This is a genomic window from Ignavibacteria bacterium (assembly GCA_016707005.1).
In the GTDB taxonomy this organism is placed as follows: domain Bacteria; phylum Bacteroidota; class Ignavibacteria; order Kapaibacteriales; family Kapaibacteriaceae; genus UBA10438.
On sequence record JADJIQ010000005.1, the window covers coordinates 821,859 to 847,208 of the forward strand.

The following is a 25,350-nucleotide window of genomic DNA, read 5'->3' on the forward strand; positions in this document are numbered from 1 at the left end:
GCACAAAAGGACGCTACATGTACGCAAAGACGCATTCTGCATCGGTGGTTGGGATCGGCGCATTTCCTGTGGAGATCGAGGTTACGATCGAGACTGCTCTACCTGCCTTCCAGATCGTGGGGCTTCCTGATAACTCGGTTCGGGAGTCTCGGGAACGGGTGGTGGCAGCGCTGCATCACGCGGGGTTCGACTGGCAACCTCGACGCATCATCGTAAACCTTGCACCTGCCGATGTCCGCAAGGAGGGAAGTGCGTTCGACCTACCTATTGCCATCGGAATTCTCCAAGCTATGGGTTTGATCGAGGCAAAGGATCTCGAAGACATAGCGTTCTTGGGAGAATTGGCATTTGACGGCGTTGTGCGTCCGGCCCACGGCGTCTTGCCCGTAGCCATGATGCTTCACAAGCGCGGCGTGCGAAGACTCATTGTCCCTCGCAAGAATGTTGATGAGGGGGCTATCGTTCGCGGAGTTGAAGTGTTCGGGGTTCAAACCTTGGAAGAGGCCATTGAGCTCGTGACCGGATGTTCCGTGCAGAAGCCCCATACACTCGACATCGAGGCTGTGTTTGCTGCAGCCTCCTCGAGACATACCATGGACCTTCGTGATGTGAAGGGTCAACTCGGTGTGAAACGCGCCCTCGAAGTGGCCGCTGCCGGCGGTCACAACCTCATCATGGTTGGCCCGCCCGGTGCCGGCAAGACCATGCTCGCAAAACGTTTGGCAACCATTCTACCGCCCTTGAGCCTTGCTGAAGCTCTGGAGACCACAACCATTCACTCTGTGGCAGGCCTTCTCCCCCCTGGTCAGCCTCTTGTGACGCAGCGCCCCTTCCGCGCCCCTCATCACACGATCAGTGATGCAGCGTTGGTGGGAGGGGGCGTGGGAGTGGTCAGAGCAGGCGAGATCACTCTTGCGCATCATGGCGTGTTGTTCCTCGATGAGGTTCCGGAGTTTCAACGAAACGTGCTTGAGGTGCTCCGTCAGCCCCTTGAAGAACATCGGATACGACTCTCACGAACACGCATGACCGTGGAGTATCCGGCCAACTTCATGCTGGTGAGTTCCATGAATCCGTGTCCGTGCGGGAATTATGGAAGCATGCGACGTGAATGTCGATGCACGCCGCAGGAGGTTCAGCGTTATATGGCCAAGATCTCCGGACCGTTGCTCGACCGGATAGATATCCATGTGGATGTGCCGGCGGTGAATGTGCCCGACCTCGTTAAACTCGAATCAGGAGAATCATCCGCATCGGTTCGTGAGCGCGTGATCGAGGCACGACAAAAACAGAACGAACGGTTCATGGCTCATCCGCATCTGTACAAGAACGCCGACATGTCAACAAAGGACCTAGAAGTGTTCTGCCACTTGAGCGATCAGGCCAAACAGGCGTTGGGTATTGCGATGAACCGACTCCATCTGTCTGCTCGTGCATATGACAGGATCATCAAGGTCTCGCGGACAATAGCCGATCTGGCCTCAAGTGCAGAGATCAGCGAACATCATGTGAACGAGGCTATTCAGTACCGGAATTTGGACCGGCCATACTGGAATGCCTAGCCATCATGGCATGCCGCACAGAAGCGAGACCACTCTCTACTCCGCGCATGGTCATCCGTAGATCGGTCTCTGCTTTCAAGGAGATAAGTCCGCCGCGCATTGGCCTGCGCGCCGTTTGCGCCAATTCTGCAGTGCTTACCGGTCGGATGAGCGAGGTATTGCCCTTGAAGAACTCCGCGATCTTCACAGCAAACTCGAATCGACTCATGTAGTCTGCGCCACCAACATGGTAGATGCCAGTGCGCTTTCGTTGTACAATGCGCGAGATCGCATCGGCGATGTCTTCTACATAGGTCGGGTTGGAATATTGATCGTCAACAACACGGATCGGCGTGCCCGACTCTAGAGCGTCTATCACCCATCGCACAAAGTCTGGCCTCTCACTCGGCGGACCGTAGACTACGTTGGTGCGCACGATCGCTGCCGCATTGCTACCGCTCAAACACACATTCTCGCCGGCAAGCTTTGACTTGCCGTAGTAGTTGATCGGATTGGGAATGGTGTTCTCTGCATACGGACCCTTCAGTCCGTCAAAGACGTAGTCTGTTGAGACCTGCACCATGCGTGCATCAACGATCCGGGCCAGCCTGGTCAGATTCTCCACAAGCGTAACATTCACCGCCCAAGCCGTCTGCCTGTCCGACTCACACTTGTCTACGTTCGTCATGGCCGCACAATTGATAATGGTCTGCGGCTGCGCCTCCATGATCGCAGTCTTCAGCGCATTCCTATCCGTTACGTCAAGCACCGACATACGAACACGTTCATTCTGGTACGGAAGGTGTCGAGAAGAGACGAGATGCAAGGGGGCTTCTGTCTCCTCGATCAACAGAGGAATAAGTGAAGCAGCAAGCGTGCTGCCGGCGCCAACGATGGTAATCATTTCGAAAGTTACAGAGTTACGGAGTTACTCAGTTACGAGGTTACAAGGTTACAAGGTTACAAGGTTACAAGGTTACAAGGTTACGGGGTTACGGAGTTACGGAGTTACGGAGATACGTAACGTAGCAAGGAATACGGTAAATTCTGAAATGGAAAGAATCACCTCGATATGCTTCGTATTGCTGTTGGTGGGACAGTGCGTTTGGGCGCAACCGGCAGATCTTGCTCCGCTGAAGGTAACCACCAATGTATCGCCGGAGCCGGGGTTTCTGTATCTGGCTCCGAACTGCCGTATCAGTCCGCGACCGTATCAGTCGTACTTGGGTGTGTACAACGTGAATGGGGCGGTACAGAAGGTCGGAAGAACAGCGAACTATCCGTTTGAGTACAAGGTCTTCCCTGACGGACGTCTCGGATATTCAGAACTTGTTGTGTTTGCCGGGGCATCGGTTCCGGCCGGAGTGTACATCGTTGACACCAACTTTGTGACGCAGGAGTTTGTCTCCCAGAAACGTGGCTATCTCACTACGCAACACGACTTCCACATGCTGCCAAATGGGCACCGCATTCTTCTCGGAGCAGAGGATGTAACGGTGGACATGAGTGTTGTGGTTCCGGGCGGACATCCGGCAGCGAATGTTGTTGGCGCGGTGATTCAGGAAGTGGACTGTGATGGAAACGTTGTGATGCAGTGGAGATCATTGGATCATCTTCCGATCACTGACTCGTATGAGAATCTCACCGCCCCTGCTATACGCTATTGCCACAACAACGCTCTTTGGATCGATGACGATGGTAACTGGCTTGTGTCTATGAGACACTCGTCACAGATCATCAAGGTTGATCATACAACGGGTGAGGTGCTGTGGACTCTTGGCGGCAAGCGCAATGAATTCACCTTCATTGGTGAACATGAAGAGAATGCGCCAACGTATTTCAGCTATCAGCACGATATCCGGCGTCTACCGAACGGCAACATTTCGATGTTCGATAATGGAACGCAACGAACACCACAATATTCACGAGGTGTTGAGTATAAGATCGACGAAGTGAACAAGACGTGTGAACTCGTGTGGGAATACCGTCACGTTCCAGACTACTACGTGAGTATTCAAGGGGGCATGCAAACCCTTGACAACGGCCACCGACTTCTTGGCTGGGGCAGTGCTGCCAACGAGGGTTCTGCAGCCGTAACGGAAGTAGATTCAACAGGTGCCGTGGTCTTTGAAGCATCGTATCCAAAGCAGATGTATGTCTATCGTGCAACGAAGTATCCTTTGTGGCCTACCGGACGTGCAAGTGCGACCGTGCAGATCAAGGATGTGTTGTCGGGTGAGACATACAACTACCATCGTGGCACACAAGAAACCGGAATGAAGGTTCAGTACACCTCGCTCACGTCGTCCTTCTATAACACGTCGCTTGCTCATCGCTATCAATGGTCACCCAAGAACCCATTGTGGTCGGAAGAAGCCCCTTTGCTCCATCAAGCGAGAGTGGATCTAGCATTGGAAGGTGTTGCTTCGCATGAGATAACAGCGCGGTTTAATGTTGACACGTTGGGTATCGTTTGGGATCCGACGAAGGTGACGGTGTATCATCGTCCGACGATCGATACGGGTCGGTTTGTGGCGCTTCAAACGCGGTATGAGGCGTCCACTCGCGAGCTTGTCGTAGAAAGAACCACTGCTGGGGAGTTCGCATTCGGGATCGCGTCTCCTGCGCCGGATGCTCCGTTGACGCCGGTGCTTCAATGGCCGATCGCCGGAGAACGAATACTAGAGCTTGATACACATGCGTTGAGAGTGGCAATGAATGGTCGTGCGGACTCCTTGCATGTTCAAGTCTCTCGCGACCCATCATTCACCACAATCGTCTTTGAAGGCACAACACAAAGCGACAGGATAGACTACGTTGCAGGCAATGCCGAGGAGAAGTTCTTCTGGCGTGCTCAGGCGATAACCGGCGTCAAGTTCAGTGGCTGGTCTGCTGTGGACAGTTTCGTTGTGGCCTCAGCATACCTTACCATCCTTCGTCCGGATGAAGATGTGCGATGGACGCATGACAACAGTTATGCCATCTCTTGGAAGACAAACATCACCGGAAGCGTCCGACTCGAGCTGGTGAAGAATGATCAAGTGATCTCCGTCATTCGCGACTCCGTTCCGGCCTCAGCCCAAGGCTTTCTGTGGCTTGTTCCCGTGGCAGTACCTACGGGCACGGAGTATCATGTTCGTATCTCTTCAAGAATGCCGGAGTTCGCACAGATAACGGAGACCGGCACAGAGAACATCGAGATCAGCGGGTTCACATCCGTTGATGATCTGGCAGAAGCCCCTTCTCCTATCTCTCTCTATCCGCAACCGGCTGAAGATCATGTGACCATTGAGAACATTGGGTCCGGCTGTTCTCACGTATCGATCTATGCTGCCACGGGCGAGCAGATCGAGAACATCTACGTCAACGGTGTCCGTACTAGGATCTCAACAATGACGTACGCTCCGGGAGCATATACAGCAGTTGTGACCGATACAATGGGGCGCACCTTCCGCACGATGTTCATTGTGCGACGGTGATCAATATCCTGTTGGGTGACCGTTTGCCTTGCGCCATTCAAAGATCGGCTTGAACGGTCCGTACTTGTGCTGTTCTGGAGAGAACGGATCTGCGTATGGCGGGTGATAGTAGTCAAGGGGCTTTTCCTTTTGCACAGGATACTCCGACGTGAGATCCACAAAAGGTCTCGTGTGCATCTTGTCATCATTCACATAGGCCGCAACATCCATTGCCTCTTCATCTGTAAGCACAGGCTTGTCCCATCGAGCAAGATCGAACGGCATGTTGTATTTGATGAACTGCGCAGACTTGATGAGTCGGTGCATGGATGAGCCCGGCTGATACGACATCGGACCCCAGAGCGGTGGATAGACATAGGCTATTCCGTCGGGCTTAGCTACGCCCTGACCTTCATCGCCGTGACATCGCGTGCAGTGTTTCTGATAGATCACCTGTCCTTTTACCGGATCGGCAGGACGATCCAACAGGGTGATGTCCTTCAGTCGATCACCCGGTACGTTGCCCCCAACCGGCACATTCTTGCCAAGCCATTGCATATAGGCAAGGATGGCTACCATCTCCTTGCTATCGAGTGGCATTGGTTTGCCATTTAAGGGACGTTCGATACAGTTATTCACGCGATCACCGAGCGTTAAGATCTTTCCTTCTCGCGAGCGATACTGCGGATAGCGGGCATGTGCGCTGAAGTAGTTGAGACCATACGGCCGAGCCCCGGCATCAAGGTGACAACTCTGACAGCCAAGTCCATTGCCACCGAACTGTCCAACGGACCCCTTTGGACCAAGGTAGTACGGAAAGTTCACGAGCAACTCCCGCCCGTAGCGGACCATATCACCCGTTGCGTTATGCGGAATAGTCGACGTGTCAGGGGGCGTAAACAGTGAGTCTACCTTCTTCTCAACAACCACTTCCTTCTCATGCTTCGCACAACCAACACAGAGGAGCACACAACACAGCACTACACCGTAACTGCGTAACTGGGTAACTCCGTAACTCCGTAACTGAGTAACTGAGTAACTCAGTAACTGCGTAACTATGGCTTTCACTTCGTTGATCTCCGTTTTTCTTTCGACCACGCGTCAAATCCACCAAGCATGTTATATGCACTCGAAAAGCCCAACTCCTTCATCATCGCAAGAGTTTCCGCACTTCGCCTTCCGGACTTGCAATAGATAAGAACGGTCCTATCCTTTGGCAGTGTCTTGAGTTGATCCTTGAACGTCTTCTCGTAGTAGTTCATCAACCGGGCATTTACCAGGTGCCCCTTTGCATACTCTTCGGGCGTGCGAACATCGAGGATGAGGAGCCCCTTCTTCGATGAGATCATCGAGGAAGCCTTCTTGGTTGTGACGTCTCCAAAGCTTCCGGCATCAACAGATGCAGAAAACAGAAAGAGGAGAACTACTGTGGTGAGGAGGAGTTTCATTGGGAAAAATAGCAACGGAATACATTCAATTGGGTAGAGCTTCCTAACTTCACCCGATGCGAACAACCGCTATTAGTCCCATAGGTTTCATTGTCGCCATCCTTCTTGTGACTGGGAATGGGGCAGGGCTTATAGCCCAAGATCTGAACTGGGGTACCCAGCCTGATACCACAAAGGTCTTGAAGGTGCAGCTCGTAGGGCAGTTCTGGTTGCGGTATAATCAGAGCAATCCTGGGACGATGGTGCAGGGATTGCCGGAGAGCGAGACGTTTGATATTGGCATCCGACGTGCGCGGATCCAGGCTTTTGCGCAGATCACAGACCGCGCGTCGCTCTTTCTGCATTACGGGTTCAACAACTACAACACCAATTTCTCCTATGGTGGAAACCGCCGGATCCAAGCGTTCTTCCACGACTTCTTTGGTGAATACCGCGTGACGAGCGGGAATGAACTCAAGCTCGGTGCCGGACTTGCCTTTGTAAATGGACTGAGTCGGTTCTCACAGCCGGCCGTGATCGCAATGCCTACCATGGACATACCAATGTTCGGTCAGGCAACGGTAGAACAGACCGATGTCTTCGGTCGCAAACTCAGTTTTACGGCTAGGGGGCAGATAGGACCCATCGATTATCGCGTGGCGTTATCTGATCCGTTTCCGGTAACGACCAACGGTCAGACGCCACCGCCGATAAGTGCTTCCTCGAACTTTGCTCAGGTAGGCCACACGCTCCAGCAGCAAGCCTACGTGATCTACCAGTTCCGTGATCACGAACCGCACATGTTGTCGAATCTTGCAGGTACGTATTACGGAACCCGCAACGTCTTTAACATCGCCGCCGGCGTGATCTATCAACCTCGTGCCATGTGGCGCACGCTTGGTGCAGACACGTTGTACGAGAAGCTCTTGCTTATGGCTCTGGAGTCGATGTACGATGCACCGATCGACAGGAACGGAACCACCCTAAGTGCCTACGTCGGTTTCTTCCACAACAACTACGGGAGAAACTACATGAGATACAATGCCGCCATGAACACCGGCACATCCATGCAGGTCCCGTCCGATAGCACGCAACTCAAGCCCCTTACCCAATACGGACCCTCGTTCGGGAACACCTACCCGCTTTACGGAACAGGGAACACCGTGTATTCTCATGTGGGTGTGTTCTTCCCCAAGGTGATCGGAACCGCCGGCCTCATGCCATATGTAAGCACAACACTCTCTTGGTATGAGCGCCTCGATCATCGCCTGTCCGACCTCTACGCTATAGGATGCAGTCTCCTGCTCGATGGAATCAGAAGCAGACTTTCATTAGAAGTTCAGAACCGTCCTACGTGGGGGATCGATGTTGAGACGGATCCGTATGGTCAGTTAGCAACGGGTGTGCGAAGGTCACAAGTTGTAATGCAGTATCAGGTAGTGTGGTAGGGGTAAAAGAAAGGGGCCGACGCTAGTTAGGCGTCGACCCCGTTCATTTGCAAGGTTGTAAGAGTTACTTCGGAACGACAACGGCATCCACTACGTGTACCCAGCCGTTCGAAGCGCGGACAGAACCGACGATCTTAGCGCCATCGATCTTCCAACCGTCTCCGTCGATGGTCATGGTCACGGGAGTACCGTCAAACATCTTTACGACCTGACCGTTGGTGAAGTTCGATTGATCCATTGCCGACGTCAGGACGTGGTGATACAGGATCGTAGAGAGCTTGTCGATGTTCTCCGGCTTCACTAAATCATCAACAGTTCCTGCAGGAAGCTTCCCAAATGCTCCGTCTGTCGGGGCAAAGACGGTGAAGGGACCTGCATTTGATAGTGTGTTCTCGAGTCCCGCAGCCTTTACAGCGGCAACGAGTGTTGTGTGATCCTTGGATCCACCGGCGATCTTGAGGATGTGAGGCTGCGACTCATCATCCTGAACAAGGGCCTGGCCAGATGGTCCCCCTGCTACTGCTTCTGCTTCCTTAGGTTGCTCTGAGCCTGATGAACATCCGAACACGACAGCCGTGGTGCAGATGAGAGCGAGTGTCAATAACGTACGCATGTGAAAACTCCGAAAGTTGGGAGAAGAATTGAGAACGATCACCAGTCTTTACGCCCGAATGCTCTACGGCCAATGAAGACCGGAAGAAGCGTCCAGACAATGAGTGAACAGGAGGAGATAACTACACCGGTTGCTGTGCCGAAGAATTCTTGAAACACAGCCCCCGTATAGCCCATGAGCGCGGCATAGTCAAATGTGAGCATCACAATGATGCGAGCAAGGTCGATGGGGTTGCAGACAACCATGGCAATGGTGGCCTTTTCGAGAGGGTAGTCGGCGAACAGGACTGTCAGAACAAGGATCACACCATCGTAGAGCACGGCAAATGAAAGCCAGGAGATGAATGCTACACCCATCGCGGCTGCCTTGTCCTGAACAACCACGCCGATGAGGTAGGCGATGGCAAAGAAGACCATGGTCAGGGCGCAACCGGTAGCAAGCAGGGTAAGGATGGGTGCGGTAAGCAACACGCCATGCACGGCAGCTGGTACGCCAATGCCGACAACAAATGCAATGAGGAACGGTAGACTTACACCGAGGTAGAGAGCAACGTAGATGGCGTTGCGAGAGACGGGTTGCGTAAGCATGAGCTCTACAAAGTCCCGATTGTGGTGTACGTGAAGTGTACCGAACACTGCAGCTGCGAGCGGTATGAGCAAAAGCACAACGTTCATCAGCCCAACAACGGTCTTTGCCTCGCCGGCAGTGAAGAACAGAAGTCCCTCGGTCACTGCTGCAAAGAAGATCAGATAGAGTCCAAGCCATTTGCTGCGCATCACGTCGCGCACGACGTATTTCAGGAGGAGTGAGGTGGTTCTCATTGCACACCTCCCAATTCTCTCGACATAATTGATGCCACAGACTTCGAAAGAGATGTGTGTCCGGTCTGGGCTAAGAGTTCCCCAACAGCCCCATCGAACATCACAAGACCTTCGTGAAGGTAGATGATGCGGTCTGCGAGTTCTTGGATCTCTGACAACACATGCGACGTGATCAGGATCGTTGTTCCGCCGTCACGGAGTGAGGAGATCCGTTCTTTCAACCGCTCCGTCACCACTGGATCGAGTCCGGCCGTTGGTTCGTCGAGAAGCAATGTTGTTGGACGGAACATGAACGCTATCACAGCTCCCACCTTTTGACGGGTTCCACCGCTCAAGGCGCGCATCGGCTTCTTCATGTGGTCTTCGAGTTGCATGTCGGCAATGAGCTCATCTGCAATGTCAGTGGTGAGTCCGGTCCGCACGCCCCTTACCATTTGGATCAGATCCGTTGGTGTGAGGTTCTCCGGATACCGTGCCACCTGTGACATATAACCGATGTGCATTCGGCTTGATGGGTTGTTGATAGTGGTTGTGCCGTCAACTTCGATCGATCCGGAGTCTGGCTGAACGAGACCAACGATGCTCTTCATGAGTGTCGTTTTCCCGCTGCCATTTGGACCAATGACGGCTGTTACACTCCCGGACGGAAGGGTTGTTGTGAGATCCTTGATCACTCGCAGCGATCGAAAGGACTTCTGAAGATGGTCGATTCGGATCATGGTCGCTTGTTGAGTGGTTTCATAAGGGGCTTGTCATCAACCAGCGTTTCCGGTGTTACCGTAGGAACGATTCGCTCAGCCAGGTCAAGCATGGAAATGAATGCTGTGTGCATCAGGATCACGGACGAGGGGAGCTGCTCAACCAGCAACGAATACAATCGCACAGGGTGATACGGTACGTCGCCTATTCCGTCGCGGTTGAGATCATATCCCTCATAGCCGCTCCAGTAGTTGTTGCGGAAGTAGTTGTAGGACTCGCGTGTATTGGTCGTTACGTCAAAGGTGTTGCCATCGAATGTGTTGTGAACAACGGTGTTGTCCTCACATCCGCCGAGGATGCGGAAGCCATATCCATTTCGGATGAACGTGTTGTTCTCGATAAGGATCCGACTAGCCCCTTCTCCGTGAATGGCAATGCTGTTGTGTTCAAAATGATTGCCATCGAGATGTCCGTCTGTGATGTCCTTGAGCAACAGTCCGTACGAGGTTGGACCCCAGTTATTCCGGAAGGTGTTGCCGATCATCTCGATGTTCTTGGTGTACATCACCGCTACACCGGCCCCATTGGCGCCAAAGATGTTGTTGTGATAGGAGCAGGAGTCCGAGAACATGAAGTGCAGGCCATACCGGGCATTGCGTTCGCTATGGTTGTTGAGGACCGTTCCTCGACGCATGAATTCGAAGTAGATGCCGTCTCGATGGCCAACGATGGTGTTCCCGGTAACAAGGATGTTCCTGCAGGTCCAAGCGTGGATGCCATTACCGGATGCGGACTCATCGCGCATGGTGCCGATGATGGTGTTGTTCGCGATACGGCAATTGGCGGAGTTACTGAGGTAGATGGCAAAGAATCCATTCTCGATCCGACACCCATCGATGTCGATCCCCGAGCGCTTCATCACCTTGATGGCCGCATTGTCATCTACGTAGCTCATGGCCACGTTGCGGATGGTAAGGGAACGAAAGGCCACGCCATCAGCCGTGACGATGAAGATGGAACCGCCCTTGGATCGTGCATCCACGGCAGCCCCCTGCTTACCGATGATCGTGAGGCGCTTGGTAACAAGAAAGTCGCTACCATTGTGAACACCCGGCATGACGAGTATGGTGTCTCCTTCATGCGCAGACGCCAATACAGAACGCAAGGTTGTTGTCCCCGACGTATAGGCACGGAAGGAATGTGCCGATACGTTGAGGGCAAGAAGGGAGACGATGATCGTTGCGATGAATCTCATAGTTCAGCTCGGACGCCAAGATTGAATGAACGTCCGCGAGATGGCATGTTGTTAATGCTGGTGTGCTCGTGATAGAACGTGTCGAGAACGTTCGTGCACGATGCTTGGATCCGTAGTTCGGTGATAGGTCTCCATGCGATCAAGACATCTGCTCGTGCCCAAGAAGCAGTAGCATCCTCCGGCAGGATCGAGCGTGATATGCGTTTCTGGGCAGCGGATGCATAGACCGCCACTTCACCTTGCAGTACACGTTCACCAACAACTGCCCGGATCGATGCCTGGATGGGTGCTATAAGAGGAAGTGGATCATCGATCGTAACACCAACACCCCAGATACCTCGTACCGATGCCTGCATACTCCACCATGGAAGTACGCGAATGGTGGCACTCGCGTCAAAGCCTGTGAGGTCTGCTGTGCCGATACTACCCATATAACGGGTAGGGGGCTGACCAGACGCGGCCGTGTCTTGTGTTGGTACTGGAGCGATATAGTTGTCGATCCGTCGAACCCATGCCGATACAGAAGCACGGAGGTCTTCGGTACGATATGAGGTCCCAACATCGATAGACCATGCACGTTCGTTAGCGAGATCCGGACGACCGATTGTTACGATGTTCGCCTGCGGATCGTAGAGCCAGAAGCCATACATCTCGAGGTGCGTAGGCATACGTTCGCTGCGTGCCAGCACAGACCAAACTTGCACGTCTTCTGCTAGGGTGTAATACACGGCGGCATTGACGGAGATGGCGCCGGCGATCTGATCGAGGTCGACGCCCGGATAATAACCGCCAAGAACACTTCGGAAACTTTGATCTTGTAATGTCCGTGTGGAAACGTCTACGCGAACACCGGTTCGGATAGTAAGATCTTCGCTCACGAGATGCTCCCATGATGCGCTCGTTCCGATCGTTCCGATCCGTGCGTCACCGATGTTTGTCATGTTCATTGTTGACACCGATGTATCCAACGGGATCATCTGCATCGTTGCCGTTGCAGCCAGATACGTAGCGTCAAGAACTACTTTCACAACGTTGGACATCTCCGTGTACGCTCCTTCGGCCAGCAGACCATAGACGTTGGTTGTGCCCGCCATTGGCATGTACATGTTGGGCATGAAGTCGCGGTTTTCGATCTCAGAGAGGGGACGGTCATAATCGTCCATCGTATGGTCAACCGCATTGGCGTAGAGCTTCGCTGAAGTAGTGACCGACGGCGACCACGTAGATCGCCATGCAACGGCACCGATAAGCGCTTGTGCTCTACGCGTGTCCATGATCAGCGACGGATATCCAACGTCCGTGGCAAGATCCGCGATGAACGTGGCTGTGATGGCGTCATGCTTTGCGGCCTGCCACAAGCCCCCTACCTGAATATTGTGCTTGGTGAATCCAGAGAGAGAGATCGTAGACCCGTCGCCGGAACGCAAATCGTCGGCCGATCGAAGCGTATACCCGGCACGAAGCGCTAGATCCGGTGTTCCTCCCGAGAGATCGGCCCGCAACCTCCGCATGGAGGCATTGGACTCACCGGATAGATCGATCACTGATCGAACCGGGGAGTTCAGTGTTGGCTGTTTGAGTGTGAAGTTCACAGAGCCACCGAGGTTCTGGCCGTAACGCAGATCCGTTGCGTCCGACGAGACATCCAGAGTGGAGAGATTGTCGATCTCAACATAAGCGGTTGACGGATCCATCTTATCCACGCAGGCAGCATGGATCTTCATTCCATCGATGGATGTATTCATCTGACCACCGCGGAGACCTAACATGGAGGCTTCGCCCGCAAACCCGTTCGCGCGTTGAATGAGGGTGAGCCCACCTAGACGCATGAGGTCATCAACAGAACTCGACGTAGATATGGGGCGATCCAAACGCCATGTTCTCAAAAGAGGATCTGCCTCGACCACTACTTCGCGCACGATCACGGTGCGAACAGAATCCTGTGCATAAGCTGTTGCAGATGACAGAATGAAGAGAGCGGATATGGTCGTCCGGTACCACATCTTTATTTGGCGACAACTTGGAATGCGGTTGAGATAGTCTGAGAGTCTGCGGTGGTCATGGTCAAAGCGTATTGCCAGTCTCCTGTCATCGTGAGATTGACCTTACCAGTATACCAACTGTTGCCAGTGGAAACCGGGTCGATGTTTCCCATTGATCCGTGCCCCATGGAAGGCATTGTTGGTTCGAGTTTCATGGATGCGTTGTCTACAGGTGTGTAATCAAATCCATCAACCGTACGATAGGCACTGACCGTCACGTCATTCATTCCAACTTTCCATGGAGAGTTGAGAAGTGTGAGAACGTACTTCACGTTGGAGGCGTCTTTAATGGTCTTTACATTGCCGGACGTAGCCACAGAAATTGGTACGTGTACAGTGATGGTTGTGTCGGCCTCGTGATCATGAATGGTAATGCCAACTTTCCACGCCGTGGTGCTAGGCATTGTAAAGATCACAGCACAATGATAGAAACCGTCTTTGTCGGACACTGCGGACTCCGGCTGTTCAACAGGACAGCTATGGTGCATCATACCCATGTCCATATCTGGCACGACCACCATGTGGACGTCGTTCAGGGTCTTGCCGTCATGCTTCACGCGAACGTAGAGTGGATTGTATCCAACATCAACTGCAGCATCAGCATAGATCTCCATTGTGTATCCTAGGTCGGAAGAACTGTTGATGAGCAACCTCTCAACAGTTGGGGGCGGCACCGGTTCCGTCGTGGTACTGCAACTCACAAGGGTGATGGCGGTCAACGAGATAATGAGAAGCTTGAGGATAGTCATTGTATTGATTGAGAAATGTGTGGTGAATGGAGATCAGTCGTTCACGAGCTGAACAACGTCATCATACGTTCTAACCTTGCCCACGAAGTTTACCCGAGCGCGCTCGCAGGCATGTTGATCACGGAAGGCAGCCACGTTCATTCCCATTGGGGAGTGGATCATGTCGCTTTCGAGATAACATGCCGTGCGAGCTTCGATCAGGCTTCCGGGTTGGAGGAAGTCAGTGACCCAATATGAGTGGATATCAGACTTCTGCACGGAGCCCCCTTCAGCCCACTCGATCATACATTCCGGCGAATCGAACATGTAGGTCTTTCCGGTCTTGGTAACGATCTCTGAGCCGAACTTCTGGTCAGTGATGCCCATTCGGCAGGACGCACATTGGTCACTGCCGTAGGCGATGTCCCTTGGTTCTGGTTCAGAGCACGCGGTAACAAGAAGTGTACATGCGAGGATCGAGATGATGACGAGTGTTTTCATGGGGCTTCGATGGATTACGTGTGTGAGGTCTTGGTCTGACGGCTAAGCCACCATGCAACAACGGCAAGGAGTCCGCCTAGTGCGATGAAAGCAAAACCAATAGCAGGGTAGGAGCTGGCGGTGAAGTTCAGGAGTTGTTCTGTGCCGAAGAGAGGGGGCTGATAGGACATTCCCTCGATCTTGATGATCGCATGCGGATCGAGGTTGTGTCCATAGTCGTACTCCCAAAGCCAGAAATCATACATCCCAAGTGTTCCAGCACCGGTCAACAACGCCAACCAGACAAGGATCATCCAACGTTTTCCGAAGGCAGCGACAATGAGGCCGAGACCAACGAGAACGACAACGATCATAGGCATATACTTCAGTTCAGGAATCGAATCAGGCTCGATCCGCTTCATACCGATGTAGTGATTGAGGTTGTTGATGTTGTCGAGATCATTCGGACGGGATCCCTCAACATTGTTGATGTGGATGTTGATACCTAGCTCACTACCTTTCGGATACTGAGGTGCTTCGAGTGTGATAGACCACATTGGGAAGAAGAAGAGTCCAAGAAGCGCCACTGCTCCCAGTGCCATCAGTATCCGATGAAGGGGTTTCATGATGATGCTCCGTTACTTCTTGTTCCACGATACTTGGCCGCTACCGCCGTTGGATACGCGTACGTACCCTTGCATCTCTTGGTGAAGTGCAGAACAGAAGTCCGTGCAATAGAATGGGAAGACGCCGGCGCGTTTTGGTTCCCACAGCATCGTACAGGTTTCGCCCGGCATGATGAGGAGTTCGGAGTTGTTTGCACCTATCACAGCAAAACCGTGCGGAACGTCCCAGTCTTGTTCAAGGTTGGTTACGTGCCAGTAGACCTTGTCGCCAACCTTCACACCTTCGATATTGTCAGGAGAGAAGTGTGAACGGATAGAGGTCATGTAGACGTGTACTTCATTTCCACTGCGAACAACCTTTGTGTCTGCTTCCTTCAGCGTTGCATGGGGGTGTTTGTTCTCCTTGAGCTGATACATCTTGCGAGAGTTCTTCATGATCAGGTCTGCCGGGCATGCAACAGCATAGTGCGGTTCACCGATCGTTGGGAAGTCGAGAAGAAGTTTCATCTTATCACCCGAGATGTCAAAGAGCTGTGCAGACTGCGTGAGCTCCGGACCTGTAGGGAGGTAGCGGTCCTTTGTGATCTTGTTGTAGGCGATCACATACTTACCCCAGGGCTTGGTTGAGTTGCCACCTGGGATGTTGAGGTGACCGATTGAGTAGTACGTTGGTACGCGATCTACGACCTTGAAGTCCTTGAGTGACCACTTAACGATCTCTGACGAAACAAACATCGATGTGTACGCATAACCTTTTCCATCGAACTCTGTATGCAGAGGTCCAAGGCCCGGACGCACAACTTCACCTGCAAGACAGTCCTTGTAGTTCAATACGGGAATGCCGTCGATCTCTTTGTCGAATTTTCCGCTTTCGATAGCCTTCAACATCTTGCTGAACGACATAACAGGAATAACCGTTGCAAGCTTGCCACCTCCAACAATGAGCTCGCCGGAAGGATCAACATCACAACCGTGTGGCGACTTCGGTGTTGGCATGTAGTAGAGGGCACCCTTGATATCTGCTGTTGTGAGGATGCGGATCTGCTTCTTGATGGTAGACGTTGCGGAGTGTGTGGCATCATTGTAGACATTGTGCGCATAGTCTACGTTCATCATCGTGCCCTTGCCTTGCGCAGCAAGTTCCGCACACTTCTTCCAGTTGATCGCAATGATGAAGTCTTTGTCGTTCTGCGAAGCGTTGATCTCCTTCATCGTGTTGGCTTGCTCTGTGTTGTAGCACGACATGAACATCCAATCATGCGATGGGCCCTTACCTGCACGTGCAAGGTCGTAGTCAAATCCAGGAACGAGCAGCTGGAAGTCGATATCCATCTGACCGGATGTTTTATCAACCTTCACAAACGTGAGAGCACCGCGGAACTTCTCCGAGTACTGTGTGATGGAGATGTCTTCCTGTGGGATCGGAACCGAGAAACGCGTACCGGACACTACATACTCTGAGTTCTCGGTTGAGAACGGCGAGGAGTGATTGCCGGCACTGTTCGGGATCTCTAAGATCTCCTTCGTACGGAAATCTGTAAGGTCAATGCGGGCGATACGGGGCGTATTGTTTCCGTTGATGAACACCCACTTACCGTCTGCAACGCCGCTTGTTTGCGACATGTCAGGGTGGTGAGCGTCATCCCACGGTACGAATCCGTGTGATGTATTGAGCATCGGCTTGGTCTCTTCTGTAAAGCCCCATCCCTTTTCCGGATCTACGGAGAAGACAGGGATCACGCGGAAGAGTCTGCCGCTTGGTATGCCATAGACAGCCAATTGACCGCTAAAGCCACCGGAAACGAAACTGTAGAATTCGTCCTTTTGTCCCGGTGCTACGTAGACGCGCGAAGCAGCATCTCCAGAGAGTGCGCCACCGGACGGGCCTTCGTCCTTGGAACACGAGACGAGTGATAGTGCGGCCACGAGCATAAGGCAGCCGCGTAAAATGGATCTCGACGTGATCATACGAGTATTCCTGAAATAGTGAGAGGGCGTGATTTCATCATTTCGCTGTAGCAGCATGTTCGCGGAGGTGTTCGAGAACACTGCGAGCATCCTTTTCATCAACACTTTGATTTGGCATCTTCATCATGAACTCTTGAAGCAGACACTTCACCGTGTCATCGTTCTCGATCATGGTCTCGGTATCGAGGATCATGTTCATGATGTACTCCGGTGTCCGACGCTCAGTAACTTTTCCCAACGCAGGGCCTACATACCGTTCGTCGTACTTGTGGCAGGCCGTACATTTCACTTCAAATGTCTCCTTGCCTGCCTTTGACATCGTGGCATCGATGTTCGGACCCACATCTACCTTCTGGATCTTGCCGTAGGTCTTCTTTTCCTGCTGAGTTTCCATAAAGGAAGGGGCTTCTTCCTTCTTGTCTCCGTTGTCTTGCGAACAAGCAACCAGGCCTGCTGCCATAAGCAGCATTAGCGAGAGGCCAAGTAGCTTGCTATAGAGAGTTGTTTTCATGATAGACTCCGTTCAATGAGAGTAGTACTTAATGGTGGGTTGTTGAGGTTGGAGAGATCTGCTCAAGCATCTGAGGGAACAGCACTGCATTTTCGAGGTAGACATGTTGCATTGTGTCTTCGTAGAAGGCACGCATGGTGGTGTAAGCCGAACGATGAGTTGTGCAGGCACCTTCAGGAGGAGTGAAATCGCTGGTGATAGCACGAAGACGTTGGAGTTTTCTACCCACCTCTTCGTGTTCTGTTTCATGGGCGGCCACGATCGATCGGATCTGCTCCGAGGATAGATTGACTTTGGACGAGGAGAAGAGAACTCGTTCTTCATCATCCAAATGTGAAAGCAGAGCGGATTGCAATTCAAGCAGCAGTTCAAGGATCGCAGGAGCATCCAGGAATCGTTCGCCGTGTTTGGAAACCACCTTAGACATTTGTCCGATGGCAAGTGGAAGAACGGTTCGGAGGAAGCTGTGGTGATTTGCCACGATGAAGGAAACGAGGAAGTCCGTAGACCAGAGGTCCGCATGGAGATTCCCAAATGCCTCTCCATCGGTGATACTGAGAACCTCTCGTAGGACATCTGAAGCATCGATGCCTCGGTCCTGACAAGCCTCGTTTAGAGGGGTCTTTCCTCCGCAGCAATAGTCGATCCCGAGCCTATGGAATACTCCAACAGACTTGGGGGAGTCCCGAAGGATCTCAGAGATAGGTGATTGTATGGTGACCATGGGGATAAAGGAGTCGCATATCACTAACGCGTCCAAGAGCTTCAGGAAATCCTGAATCCCTTTGTTTGGACGCGGCTAGCGATATCGGCCAATGTGGTGGATGAAAACATGAGTCGTAGGCGGGTACGTTCAGTTGCCCAAGCGTTATGCATGGCACAGGGTGTCTTTTCTCCGCAGCCAGGGAGTCCGAGGAGGCACTCATTAAAGAGCGCCGGACCATCTAACGCCACGATGATGTCTACCAACGCGATCGATTTAGCTTCCTTGCTCAGTCCAACTCCACCCTTAGCACTTCGTTGTGAGTGGAGGAGCCCCTTCTGAGCAAGCTCCGCCATGATCTTCTTAAGGAAGTGGTAGGGGATGGACATTGCTTCTGCGATCTCAGAGATCGGCGTGTATTCCGTCTCTGTCCCCTTGGAAGCCAGATAGGCAAGTGCCTGGATGGCATATGTTGAGGACTTGGAGAGCATGGCAGGCGCTGCATTGATTAGTGATACGTGAGTCTCTTATCGCAAACTTAAGCGTGTGGATAATTCCATGCAAGCCTTTTTTGAAAAACATCTTCAACATTGATGCAGACGGTAGATTGAGCCCAGATATGCAATCCCTTATACGGTTCTTCTTGAATGGGTTCGTGCTGGCCTGTACACTGTGTGTTGGGATCATCAGTGCGGCGGAAACGCCCCCTGACACCTTACAAACGGGATTCGATTGGGAGATCATCCCCATCGTGGCGTATTTCCCGGAAACCCGCTTTATGGGTGTTCTCACAGCATTTCTGAAATACAGAACAGAGTCTGATGCAACGTTCAGGGCCTCATCTATGGCTGTTGCGTTGCAGGCCACACAGAATGCACAGTTCTCGGCTGGCGTCTACCCCGAGATCTATCTCGACAGCAATCGAATGCGGATAGAGGGCCTTGCAGAATGGTATCTCTACCCCTACAAGTTCTTTGGGATCGGCAACGAGAACCCATCATCGAATGCTGAACTCTACACTCCCAATGGGTTTCGTGTGCAGGTACGTGCGTTACATGCGTTGAACGGTGCGAAGGTACAGAACGGACTGAGTGCCGGGCTCCGACTTGACGTACGATACGACCACATACAGAAGATCGAACCACGAGAGGATGGGTCAATAGGTCCCCTCGGCAACGGTCAGATCCTCGGCAGCTCCGGCGGATGGTACAATGGTATCGGTCCGATGTTCTCCTATGACACTCGCGACAACAACTTCGATGCAAGGAAGGGGCTCTTCTGTGAGGCAACACTTGTAGCGTATGGTGAGACCCTTGGAAGCACCTACACTGCCACGCTCACCTCGGCTGATCTCAGAGCATACACACAGATCGTTGACGGAGTATCGTTCGCAGCGCGACTGTTGCTCCAGAACGTTGCCGGAACACCAACCTTCATAATGTGGCCTTCTATCGGCGGAAACAACAACCTCCGCGGTGTGATCGACGCACAACAACGAGACCGGATATCCTTCCTCACAAGTGCTGAACTCCGGTTCCCCATCATTTGGAAATTTCGCGGAGCAACCTTTGTCGATGCGGGCCAAGTAGCCCCTTCCTTGGACTTCCTCTCCCCACGATCCCTTTGGATAGGTTGGGGAGGGGGCTTGCGCTTCGTATTTGACGAAAAGGAACGGATCTCACTTCGACTCGATGCGGGTGTAGCGAGAGGGGATGTGCAGTTCTACCTTAGTTTCAATGAAGCTTTCTGAATAGCGAATAGCGAATAGCGAACAGCGAACAGCGAATAGCGAACAGCGAATGGAGATCATCGAACAATCGACGGTAAGGGCACGGCAAGCCGTGCCCGGATGAACACAGCCGAATGTCATGCTGAGCGGAGTCGAGGTAGAGAGAGCAGTAAGGGGTTGGAAACCAAGTCAGGGGAATCTGGTCTATATCAGTTGGAGGGACATGCAATGCGTTTACAGTTAGTAGCTCTTGTCATGTGCGTATCGATATGCGGCACGAAATCGCAATCGATATCGCTTGATACATCGTTCAGATCAATTCTGCCTGTTACATGCACGGACGTACAGCCACGCATTGTTGATGCGATCGTCCACCTTGGAGCTGGAAAAACGATTGCGCTAGGGTCCTTCACTGATCTCAAAGCGGACTCGGTGATGCGCATTGTGCGTCTTGATGCGGCCGGACGATACATTCCCTTGTACCAGCGTGATCCACGGTTCGGTAAGAACATTGAGGACGCAATTCTAAAGAGGTCCGATGGTGATATCAGCATTCTCACTTCTAGAAGTTCAACGGGGGGTAATACGATAGGCCACTTCGTAGTTGGAGCTGACGGAAGCCTTCGCAGTGCTACGTCGAATGATTCGATTGTCAATGGGTATATCTGGGACAAAGCGATTGGCGATGATGATGCTGTCTTCCTTGGCGGACGGTTTATTGTGTCGGAAACAAACATGTCGTATGGATGTGTGAAGATCCGTGCTGATGGAGTGGTGGACCCGCTGTACTCCCGACTACACATCAATAGGAGTGGCGCTCGCACTATTGCCGTCACTGATGATGGCAAGGTCTATCTCGGAGGAAACTTCGACACGGTGGTTGCCTACAGGCGAGTCGGCATCGTGCGATTACAACCCAACGGTGAGGTAGATTCTTCTTTTGATATCGGCCTGGCGAATGGGCAGCTCATCATCGATATACTGGTGCAGTCCGGCAAAGGAATCATCGTTATTGGAAGAGGCCCTGGATTTGCTGATGCAAGCCCCTTCATTAGGCGTTATCATTTTGATGGAACTCTCGATCCATCCTTTGCAGACTATGACACAGCTTCGTACACACCCACCGATGTTATGCATGACGGGAATGGTGGACTCTTTATCATTGGCGGATATTTCAATGGGACGATCCAACGGGCCGACGCTGATGGAAGGATAGATGCAAGTTTCCAACCACCCCCTACAAGCGGCATCATCACCTTTGCGATGGCAGCAAATAGTCGAATCCTGGTAGGCGGAGAGTTTCAAGTGGTTGGCGAACGATATCATCCGGGGCTCATGAACCTTGACGTTGTCGGCACTATCGATCACTCCTACAATCTCCCATGTAATCCAATACGCACGATCGCCTCAGTCCTTCATCGCGAGGATGGAACACTTGTACTTGGAAGTACACTTGTGAGCATTGACACTACAGTGATAGGACCGACGGTTGCAACTAGTAACTCCGGTACTCTGCACCCTGAATTCCGTCAGCGTGGTCTACACCATTCCATCCTTGGAACGGTATATGCACAGAAAATGCTTCAAACTCCGGACGGTTCGCTCCTGGTTTTCGAGAGTGGCTATTCCATGGGCACTCTTTATCGACTGCGCACCGACGGATCTCGCGATACATCGTATCGTCTACCGCCAGATATGGATAGTGCCATCGCCCGAGTGGATTTTCTGCCGGACGGACGTTCTCACGTTGTTTGGACTACACGTGCGATTGGTGCTCCAACGCGTTTTCATCTCTCTCGGCTCAACGCGAACGGAGCCGTTGATCCGACATTCTCCACTGGTACCGGAATAGACGGTAATGTAACGGCGCAACTCATTCAGACAGATGGTCGGGTGCTTCTTGCCGGTGCACTTGTCTCCTATAATGGCACACCAGTACAAAGGCTCATTCGACTGAAACCAGACGGGCAGCTCGATGACACCTTCTCCGCAGACATCACGCTCGGGTATGTAGAGGGTACAACGGTAGCGATTGATCACCTAGCGCAAGATTCGCAAGGGGGCATAATCATTGCCGGTCGGTTCGACAACGTTGATGCTCGTATCTATACCAACATCGCGCGTCTGCGTCCGAATGGAAAGCTAGATCTAACTTTTGCACCAGATATGGGAAGGTTCTCGTCGATCAACGACATAGCTGTTGACGGGGAGGACGGTGTCATCATTGCCGGCAGCTTCACGATGGGGGAGACCTCTGGACTTGCGCGATGCAGCGCAGACGGAGCCCTAGATCCCGCATTCTCTGTAGCCATTAATGGAAGTGTGCTTGATATCCACGTTGTGGCACCTGATACACTCTATGCCGTGGGCTCGTTCGAAACGATCGGCGACATCCAGCAGCCGAGCATGGCGAGGTTCCGTATCGGGACGCCCTCTGGCGTTGTAGAGTCCTATACGTCAAAGCAAGGGGTCAGCATACAACCCAATCCAGCTTCCGAGTATATAAATCTACATTTCCCCGACGTCAAAGGAGTCGTTACTCTGCACATCATTGATGTACGCGGAGTACAGGTGCATACGCTCCAGTGTGAGGCATCCGATGTAATGGTTGATGTACATAACCTATCAACTGGGGTGTACCATATCTTGTATCAATCTGATACATCAAACGGGAGTACCACGATGATCATATCACACTAGTGGATGCCATCTGGTCTCCGTATTCAGTGCATAGAGGGGGCAACATGAGAATTCTAGTACTTGCGCTGTTCTTCAGCGGGTCATTGATCGTCCATGCACAGGTTCTGAAGATAGACACTACGTTTGGAGTGGTTAGTCAATCGCCAAGGAGCTCGGTCGATTTTATAAGACTATATACAATGCTGCCCCTTGAAGATGGTAGTAGGTTTGCGCTCGGCGATTTTACATTGCGTGCCTCTAACCAAACAACCGGCATTGCAAAACTTGATCAGAATGGCCAATGGGTGCCTTGGTTGCCAGTATATAGCAAATCCACAGGACATTACCCGTTCGGGCTTGCGCGTCAAAAGTCAGGAAGAATCGTTGTAGGTATCAGCAAACAAGAGTATGGTCAGACGGCTCGGTTCTACACCTGAATACTTGGGGTCGATGAGAATGGTGTTGTCGACACTGATTTTTCAGCTGACAGTATAACGGGTGCTTTACTGCAAGTCTTGTGCATCGATTCACTCGACAGAATTCTGTTGGGGGGAGTGATTCGAAGTGAGCCGACTCGCACACAGTATGCTTGCATACGCCTAACATCAGAGGGAAAGATAGACCCTAGCTTTCAACGCCTTTCGATGTCGGATGGTAGTGTTAACAGCATAGCAATTGACTCGCTAGGACGCATCTACATCGGCGGTTCATTTGATACCATCGGAGGGATCCGGAGAGTTGGAGTGGCTCGTCTCAACCCGAACGGTGATGTTGATGAGACGTTCGATGTGCGACTTGATTCCGGATCGTGGGTAACCGCTGTTGCGACACAAGGTGGAAACGGAGTGTTGGTTCAGCGTCGCTATTCACACTACGGAGATACGATACCACGGCTGCGTCGATATTCGTTTCAAGGTTTCGTCGATACAACGTTCGTCACAAAATTTGACTACGGGGACCTGATTTCAATCGCTCCGAATGGTAAACTGTACACAACACGTCAAGTGCAAACAAGGACACTATTTGTCGGTCGTGTTGAATTGAAACGACACCTATCCAATGGCGAAGTGGATACCACCTTCACGATGGATGAACTTGGAGAAGGTAGTATCTACGGAATATCGCACGATGGAAGTCCAACAGCACTGGCTTATGGATACCTCGGAATCGTAGATCGGGTAAATCATCAAGGGATGTTTGGATTTGATTCGAGTGGCCGGATCGATCACAGCGTCAATGTCCATAAAGGTCTGGATGGGTCAGTATCAACTGTAGAGGTGACGCCTCGTGGATCGTTGATCATTGGAGGCACACAAGCATCCCTCGACACTGTTGTTCTTGGTCCATCGTTTACCACAGATGCGAGCGGCAACCTTGCCGAAGGATATCGTCAGCGCACGTATCCTAGCGAACAGCTGGGATATCACTCCGTCGCAAAGACCTACCTGCAGGCGGATGGTAGACTGCTTGCACTGGACGTTGAGGAAAAGTCGATGAATCCTGGACCACCAAGGCTTTCAACGCTCTACCGACTCCTTGAAGACGGCACACAAGACACAACGTTTATCATCGATACCAATCTTCTTCACAGTATTAGCGCGGTTCACTTCGATGAGAACGGCGATGTCATTATTGCGGGGTCCTTTAAATACGTACACAACCTTCTTCGACCGGGCATTGCACGCTTGAACTCTGAGGGCGCGGTATATACATCATTTAACCCGGGTACCGGAGTGAAGGGCTTTGTCTATGCTCTAGCCGTTCAGACAGACGGAAAGATCATTGTAGGGGGCTCGATGAACGAATACAATGGTCAGTCAGTGAAGCAGGTTATACGCTTGTTCCCTGACGGCACACTCGACACCTCATTCAAAACCCCGTGGACGTTAACACAGGGACTCAACGCAGGTTCATGGGGGACCGTAACCCATATTGCAATCGATAGCAGAAACAATGTTGTGATCGCGGGAGACTATACTCACGTCGATAATGCCGCCCGCGGAGGAATTCTACGGCTCAATTCCGATGGCCAACTTGATAGCACATTCCGCAGTACCGAGAGGATATACTTAACACTCAACGATCTCATAATTGATCTCGATGATCGACCGTTAATGGCAGGACGTTTGTATGATCACCGCACAAGTATTGACTCCACCCACGTTGCTCGATTCAATAGTGATGGCTCCTGGGACAATACTTTCCGATGTGTGGTCGATGGACAGGTTAGGGGTATAAGAGTTGTTTCACGCGACACCCTGTTTGTATTCGGTGAGTTTGATACCGTCAATTCAGTCGCCCGACAGAACGTCGCCAGACTCCTAGTGAACAACAACTCCACCTCGATCGCCGAAGATGCTGTTTCTGCAACGCAAGGTCCTCTTGTTCGGCTCCATCCGAACCCAGCCACAGAGCAGATAACAGTTGAATTGGCAACTTCATCTGGGCCATGTACTCTCTTGTTGCTTGACTGCACAGGTCAGGTCATTCAACGGAGCAATAACGTCACATCGGATTCGCATATCTTCGATGTACAGGGTGTTCCACCTGGCTTCTATATCGTGATGATTCAACGCGGAGATCACGTTTCATGTTCATCGTTCATTAAGAGTGAGTAGTTAC

21 protein-coding genes are annotated in these 25,350 nt (G+C 52.1%); 6 read left to right on the top strand and 15 right to left on the bottom strand.

The window, feature by feature from the left end; genetic code table 11:
• Window positions 1-17: 17 nt before the first annotated feature.
• Complete coding sequence (locus IPI29_11815) at window positions 18-1,562, top strand: YifB family Mg chelatase-like AAA ATPase (protein ID MBK7413232.1); 1,545 nt, start codon at window positions 18-20, stop codon at window positions 1,560-1,562.
• Here IPI29_11815 and rfbD read toward each other — a convergent pair.
• Window positions 1,519-2,445, bottom strand: coding sequence for a dTDP-4-dehydrorhamnose reductase (rfbD, locus tag IPI29_11820; protein MBK7413233.1), 927 nt, complete (start codon window positions 2,443-2,445; stop codon window positions 1,519-1,521). The genes IPI29_11815 and rfbD overlap by 44 nt on opposite strands.
• Window positions 2,446-2,593: 148 nt before the next feature.
• On the opposite strand from rfbD, the gene IPI29_11825 reads away from it, so the two are divergent.
• Window positions 2,594-5,020, top strand: a complete 2,427-nt coding sequence (locus IPI29_11825) for an aryl-sulfate sulfotransferase (GenBank protein ID MBK7413234.1) — start codon at window positions 2,594-2,596, stop codon at window positions 5,018-5,020.
• Here IPI29_11825 and IPI29_11830 read toward each other — a convergent pair whose 3' ends face one another.
• Together IPI29_11830 and IPI29_11835 are read right to left on the bottom strand one after the other, a co-directional pair.
• Window positions 5,021-6,097, bottom strand: a complete 1,077-nt coding sequence (locus IPI29_11830; protein MBK7413235.1) for a c-type cytochrome — start codon at window positions 6,095-6,097, stop codon at window positions 5,021-5,023.
• Window positions 6,064-6,447: a rhodanese-like domain-containing protein gene (locus tag IPI29_11835; protein MBK7413236.1), complete on the bottom strand. Its 384-nt coding sequence runs from the start codon at window positions 6,445-6,447 to the stop codon at window positions 6,064-6,066. Before IPI29_11835 ends, IPI29_11830 begins: the two co-directional genes overlap by 34 nt.
• Before the next feature lie 56 nt (window positions 6,448-6,503).
• On the opposite strand from IPI29_11835, the gene IPI29_11840 reads away from it, so the two are divergent.
• A complete protein-coding gene (locus tag IPI29_11840) occupies window positions 6,504-7,874 on the top strand; it encodes a hypothetical protein (protein MBK7413237.1) in 1,371 nt (456 codons plus the stop codon).
• Between the two features lie 64 nt (window positions 7,875-7,938).
• Here IPI29_11840 and IPI29_11845 read toward each other — a convergent pair whose 3' ends face one another.
• The 12 genes from IPI29_11845 to IPI29_11900 form a co-directional block, all read right to left on the bottom strand.
• Complete coding sequence (locus tag IPI29_11845; protein ID MBK7413238.1) at window positions 7,939-8,487, bottom strand: fasciclin domain-containing protein; 549 nt, start codon at window positions 8,485-8,487, stop codon at window positions 7,939-7,941.
• A gap of 38 nt (window positions 8,488-8,525) precedes the next feature.
• A complete protein-coding gene (locus IPI29_11850; protein ID MBK7413239.1) occupies window positions 8,526-9,308 on the bottom strand; it encodes an ABC transporter permease subunit in 783 nt (260 codons plus the stop codon).
• Window positions 9,305-10,027 (bottom strand): ABC transporter ATP-binding protein, encoded by a 723-nt coding sequence (locus IPI29_11855; protein MBK7413240.1) that lies wholly within the window; start codon window positions 10,025-10,027, stop codon window positions 9,305-9,307. The genes IPI29_11850 and IPI29_11855 overlap by 4 nt, the downstream gene beginning before the upstream one ends.
• Complete coding sequence (gene nosD, locus IPI29_11860; protein ID MBK7413241.1) at window positions 10,024-11,262, bottom strand: nitrous oxide reductase family maturation protein NosD; 1,239 nt, start codon at window positions 11,260-11,262, stop codon at window positions 10,024-10,026. Before nosD ends, IPI29_11855 begins: the two co-directional genes overlap by 4 nt.
• Window positions 11,259-13,265 carry a TonB-dependent receptor gene (locus IPI29_11865; GenBank protein MBK7413242.1) on the bottom strand — a complete coding sequence of 669 codons (2,007 nt, stop codon included), beginning with the start codon at window positions 13,263-13,265 and terminating at the stop codon, window positions 11,259-11,261. Before IPI29_11865 ends, nosD begins: the two co-directional genes overlap by 4 nt.
• Window positions 13,266-13,267: 2 nt before the next feature.
• Complete coding sequence (locus tag IPI29_11870) at window positions 13,268-14,053, bottom strand: FixH family protein (protein MBK7413243.1); 786 nt, start codon at window positions 14,051-14,053, stop codon at window positions 13,268-13,270.
• Window positions 14,054-14,086: 33 nt separating this feature from the next.
• Window positions 14,087-14,533 carry a nitrous oxide reductase accessory protein NosL gene (locus tag IPI29_11875; GenBank protein ID MBK7413244.1) on the bottom strand — a complete coding sequence of 149 codons (447 nt, stop codon included), beginning with the start codon at window positions 14,531-14,533 and terminating at the stop codon, window positions 14,087-14,089.
• A gap of 14 nt (window positions 14,534-14,547) precedes the next feature.
• The gene (locus IPI29_11880) at window positions 14,548-15,138 is read right to left on the bottom strand and encodes a hypothetical protein (GenBank protein MBK7413245.1); all 591 of its coding nucleotides are present in this window, start codon (window positions 15,136-15,138) and stop codon (window positions 14,548-14,550) included.
• A 12-nt stretch (window positions 15,139-15,150) separates the two neighbouring features.
• Window positions 15,151-17,070 carry a Sec-dependent nitrous-oxide reductase gene (nosZ, locus tag IPI29_11885; protein ID MBK7413246.1) on the bottom strand — a complete coding sequence of 640 codons (1,920 nt, stop codon included), beginning with the start codon at window positions 17,068-17,070 and terminating at the stop codon, window positions 15,151-15,153.
• Between the two features lie 73 nt (window positions 17,071-17,143).
• On the bottom strand, window positions 17,144-17,617 hold the full coding sequence (locus tag IPI29_11890; protein MBK7413247.1) for a cytochrome c: 474 nt from the start codon (window positions 17,615-17,617) through the stop codon (window positions 17,144-17,146).
• Between the two features lie 28 nt (window positions 17,618-17,645).
• The gene (locus IPI29_11895; GenBank protein ID MBK7413248.1) at window positions 17,646-18,341 is read right to left on the bottom strand and encodes a DUF542 domain-containing protein; all 696 of its coding nucleotides are present in this window, start codon (window positions 18,339-18,341) and stop codon (window positions 17,646-17,648) included.
• Window positions 18,342-18,382: 41 nt separating this feature from the next.
• Complete coding sequence (locus tag IPI29_11900; protein MBK7413249.1) at window positions 18,383-18,811, bottom strand: Rrf2 family transcriptional regulator; 429 nt, start codon at window positions 18,809-18,811, stop codon at window positions 18,383-18,385.
• Between the two features lie 128 nt (window positions 18,812-18,939).
• Between IPI29_11900 and IPI29_11905 the strand changes: the two genes are divergently transcribed.
• From IPI29_11905 to IPI29_11915, 3 genes are all read left to right on the top strand, one after another.
• A complete protein-coding gene (locus IPI29_11905) occupies window positions 18,940-20,070 on the top strand; it encodes a BamA/TamA family outer membrane protein (protein MBK7413250.1) in 1,131 nt (376 codons plus the stop codon).
• 234 nt (window positions 20,071-20,304) lie between these two features.
• The gene (locus tag IPI29_11910) at window positions 20,305-22,749 is read left to right on the top strand and encodes a hypothetical protein (protein MBK7413251.1); all 2,445 of its coding nucleotides are present in this window, start codon (window positions 20,305-20,307) and stop codon (window positions 22,747-22,749) included.
• A 524-nt stretch (window positions 22,750-23,273) separates the two neighbouring features.
• Window positions 23,274-25,346 carry a T9SS type A sorting domain-containing protein gene (locus tag IPI29_11915; protein MBK7413252.1) on the top strand — a complete coding sequence of 691 codons (2,073 nt, stop codon included), beginning with the start codon at window positions 23,274-23,276 and terminating at the stop codon, window positions 25,344-25,346.
• Window positions 25,347-25,350 lie beyond the last annotated feature (4 nt).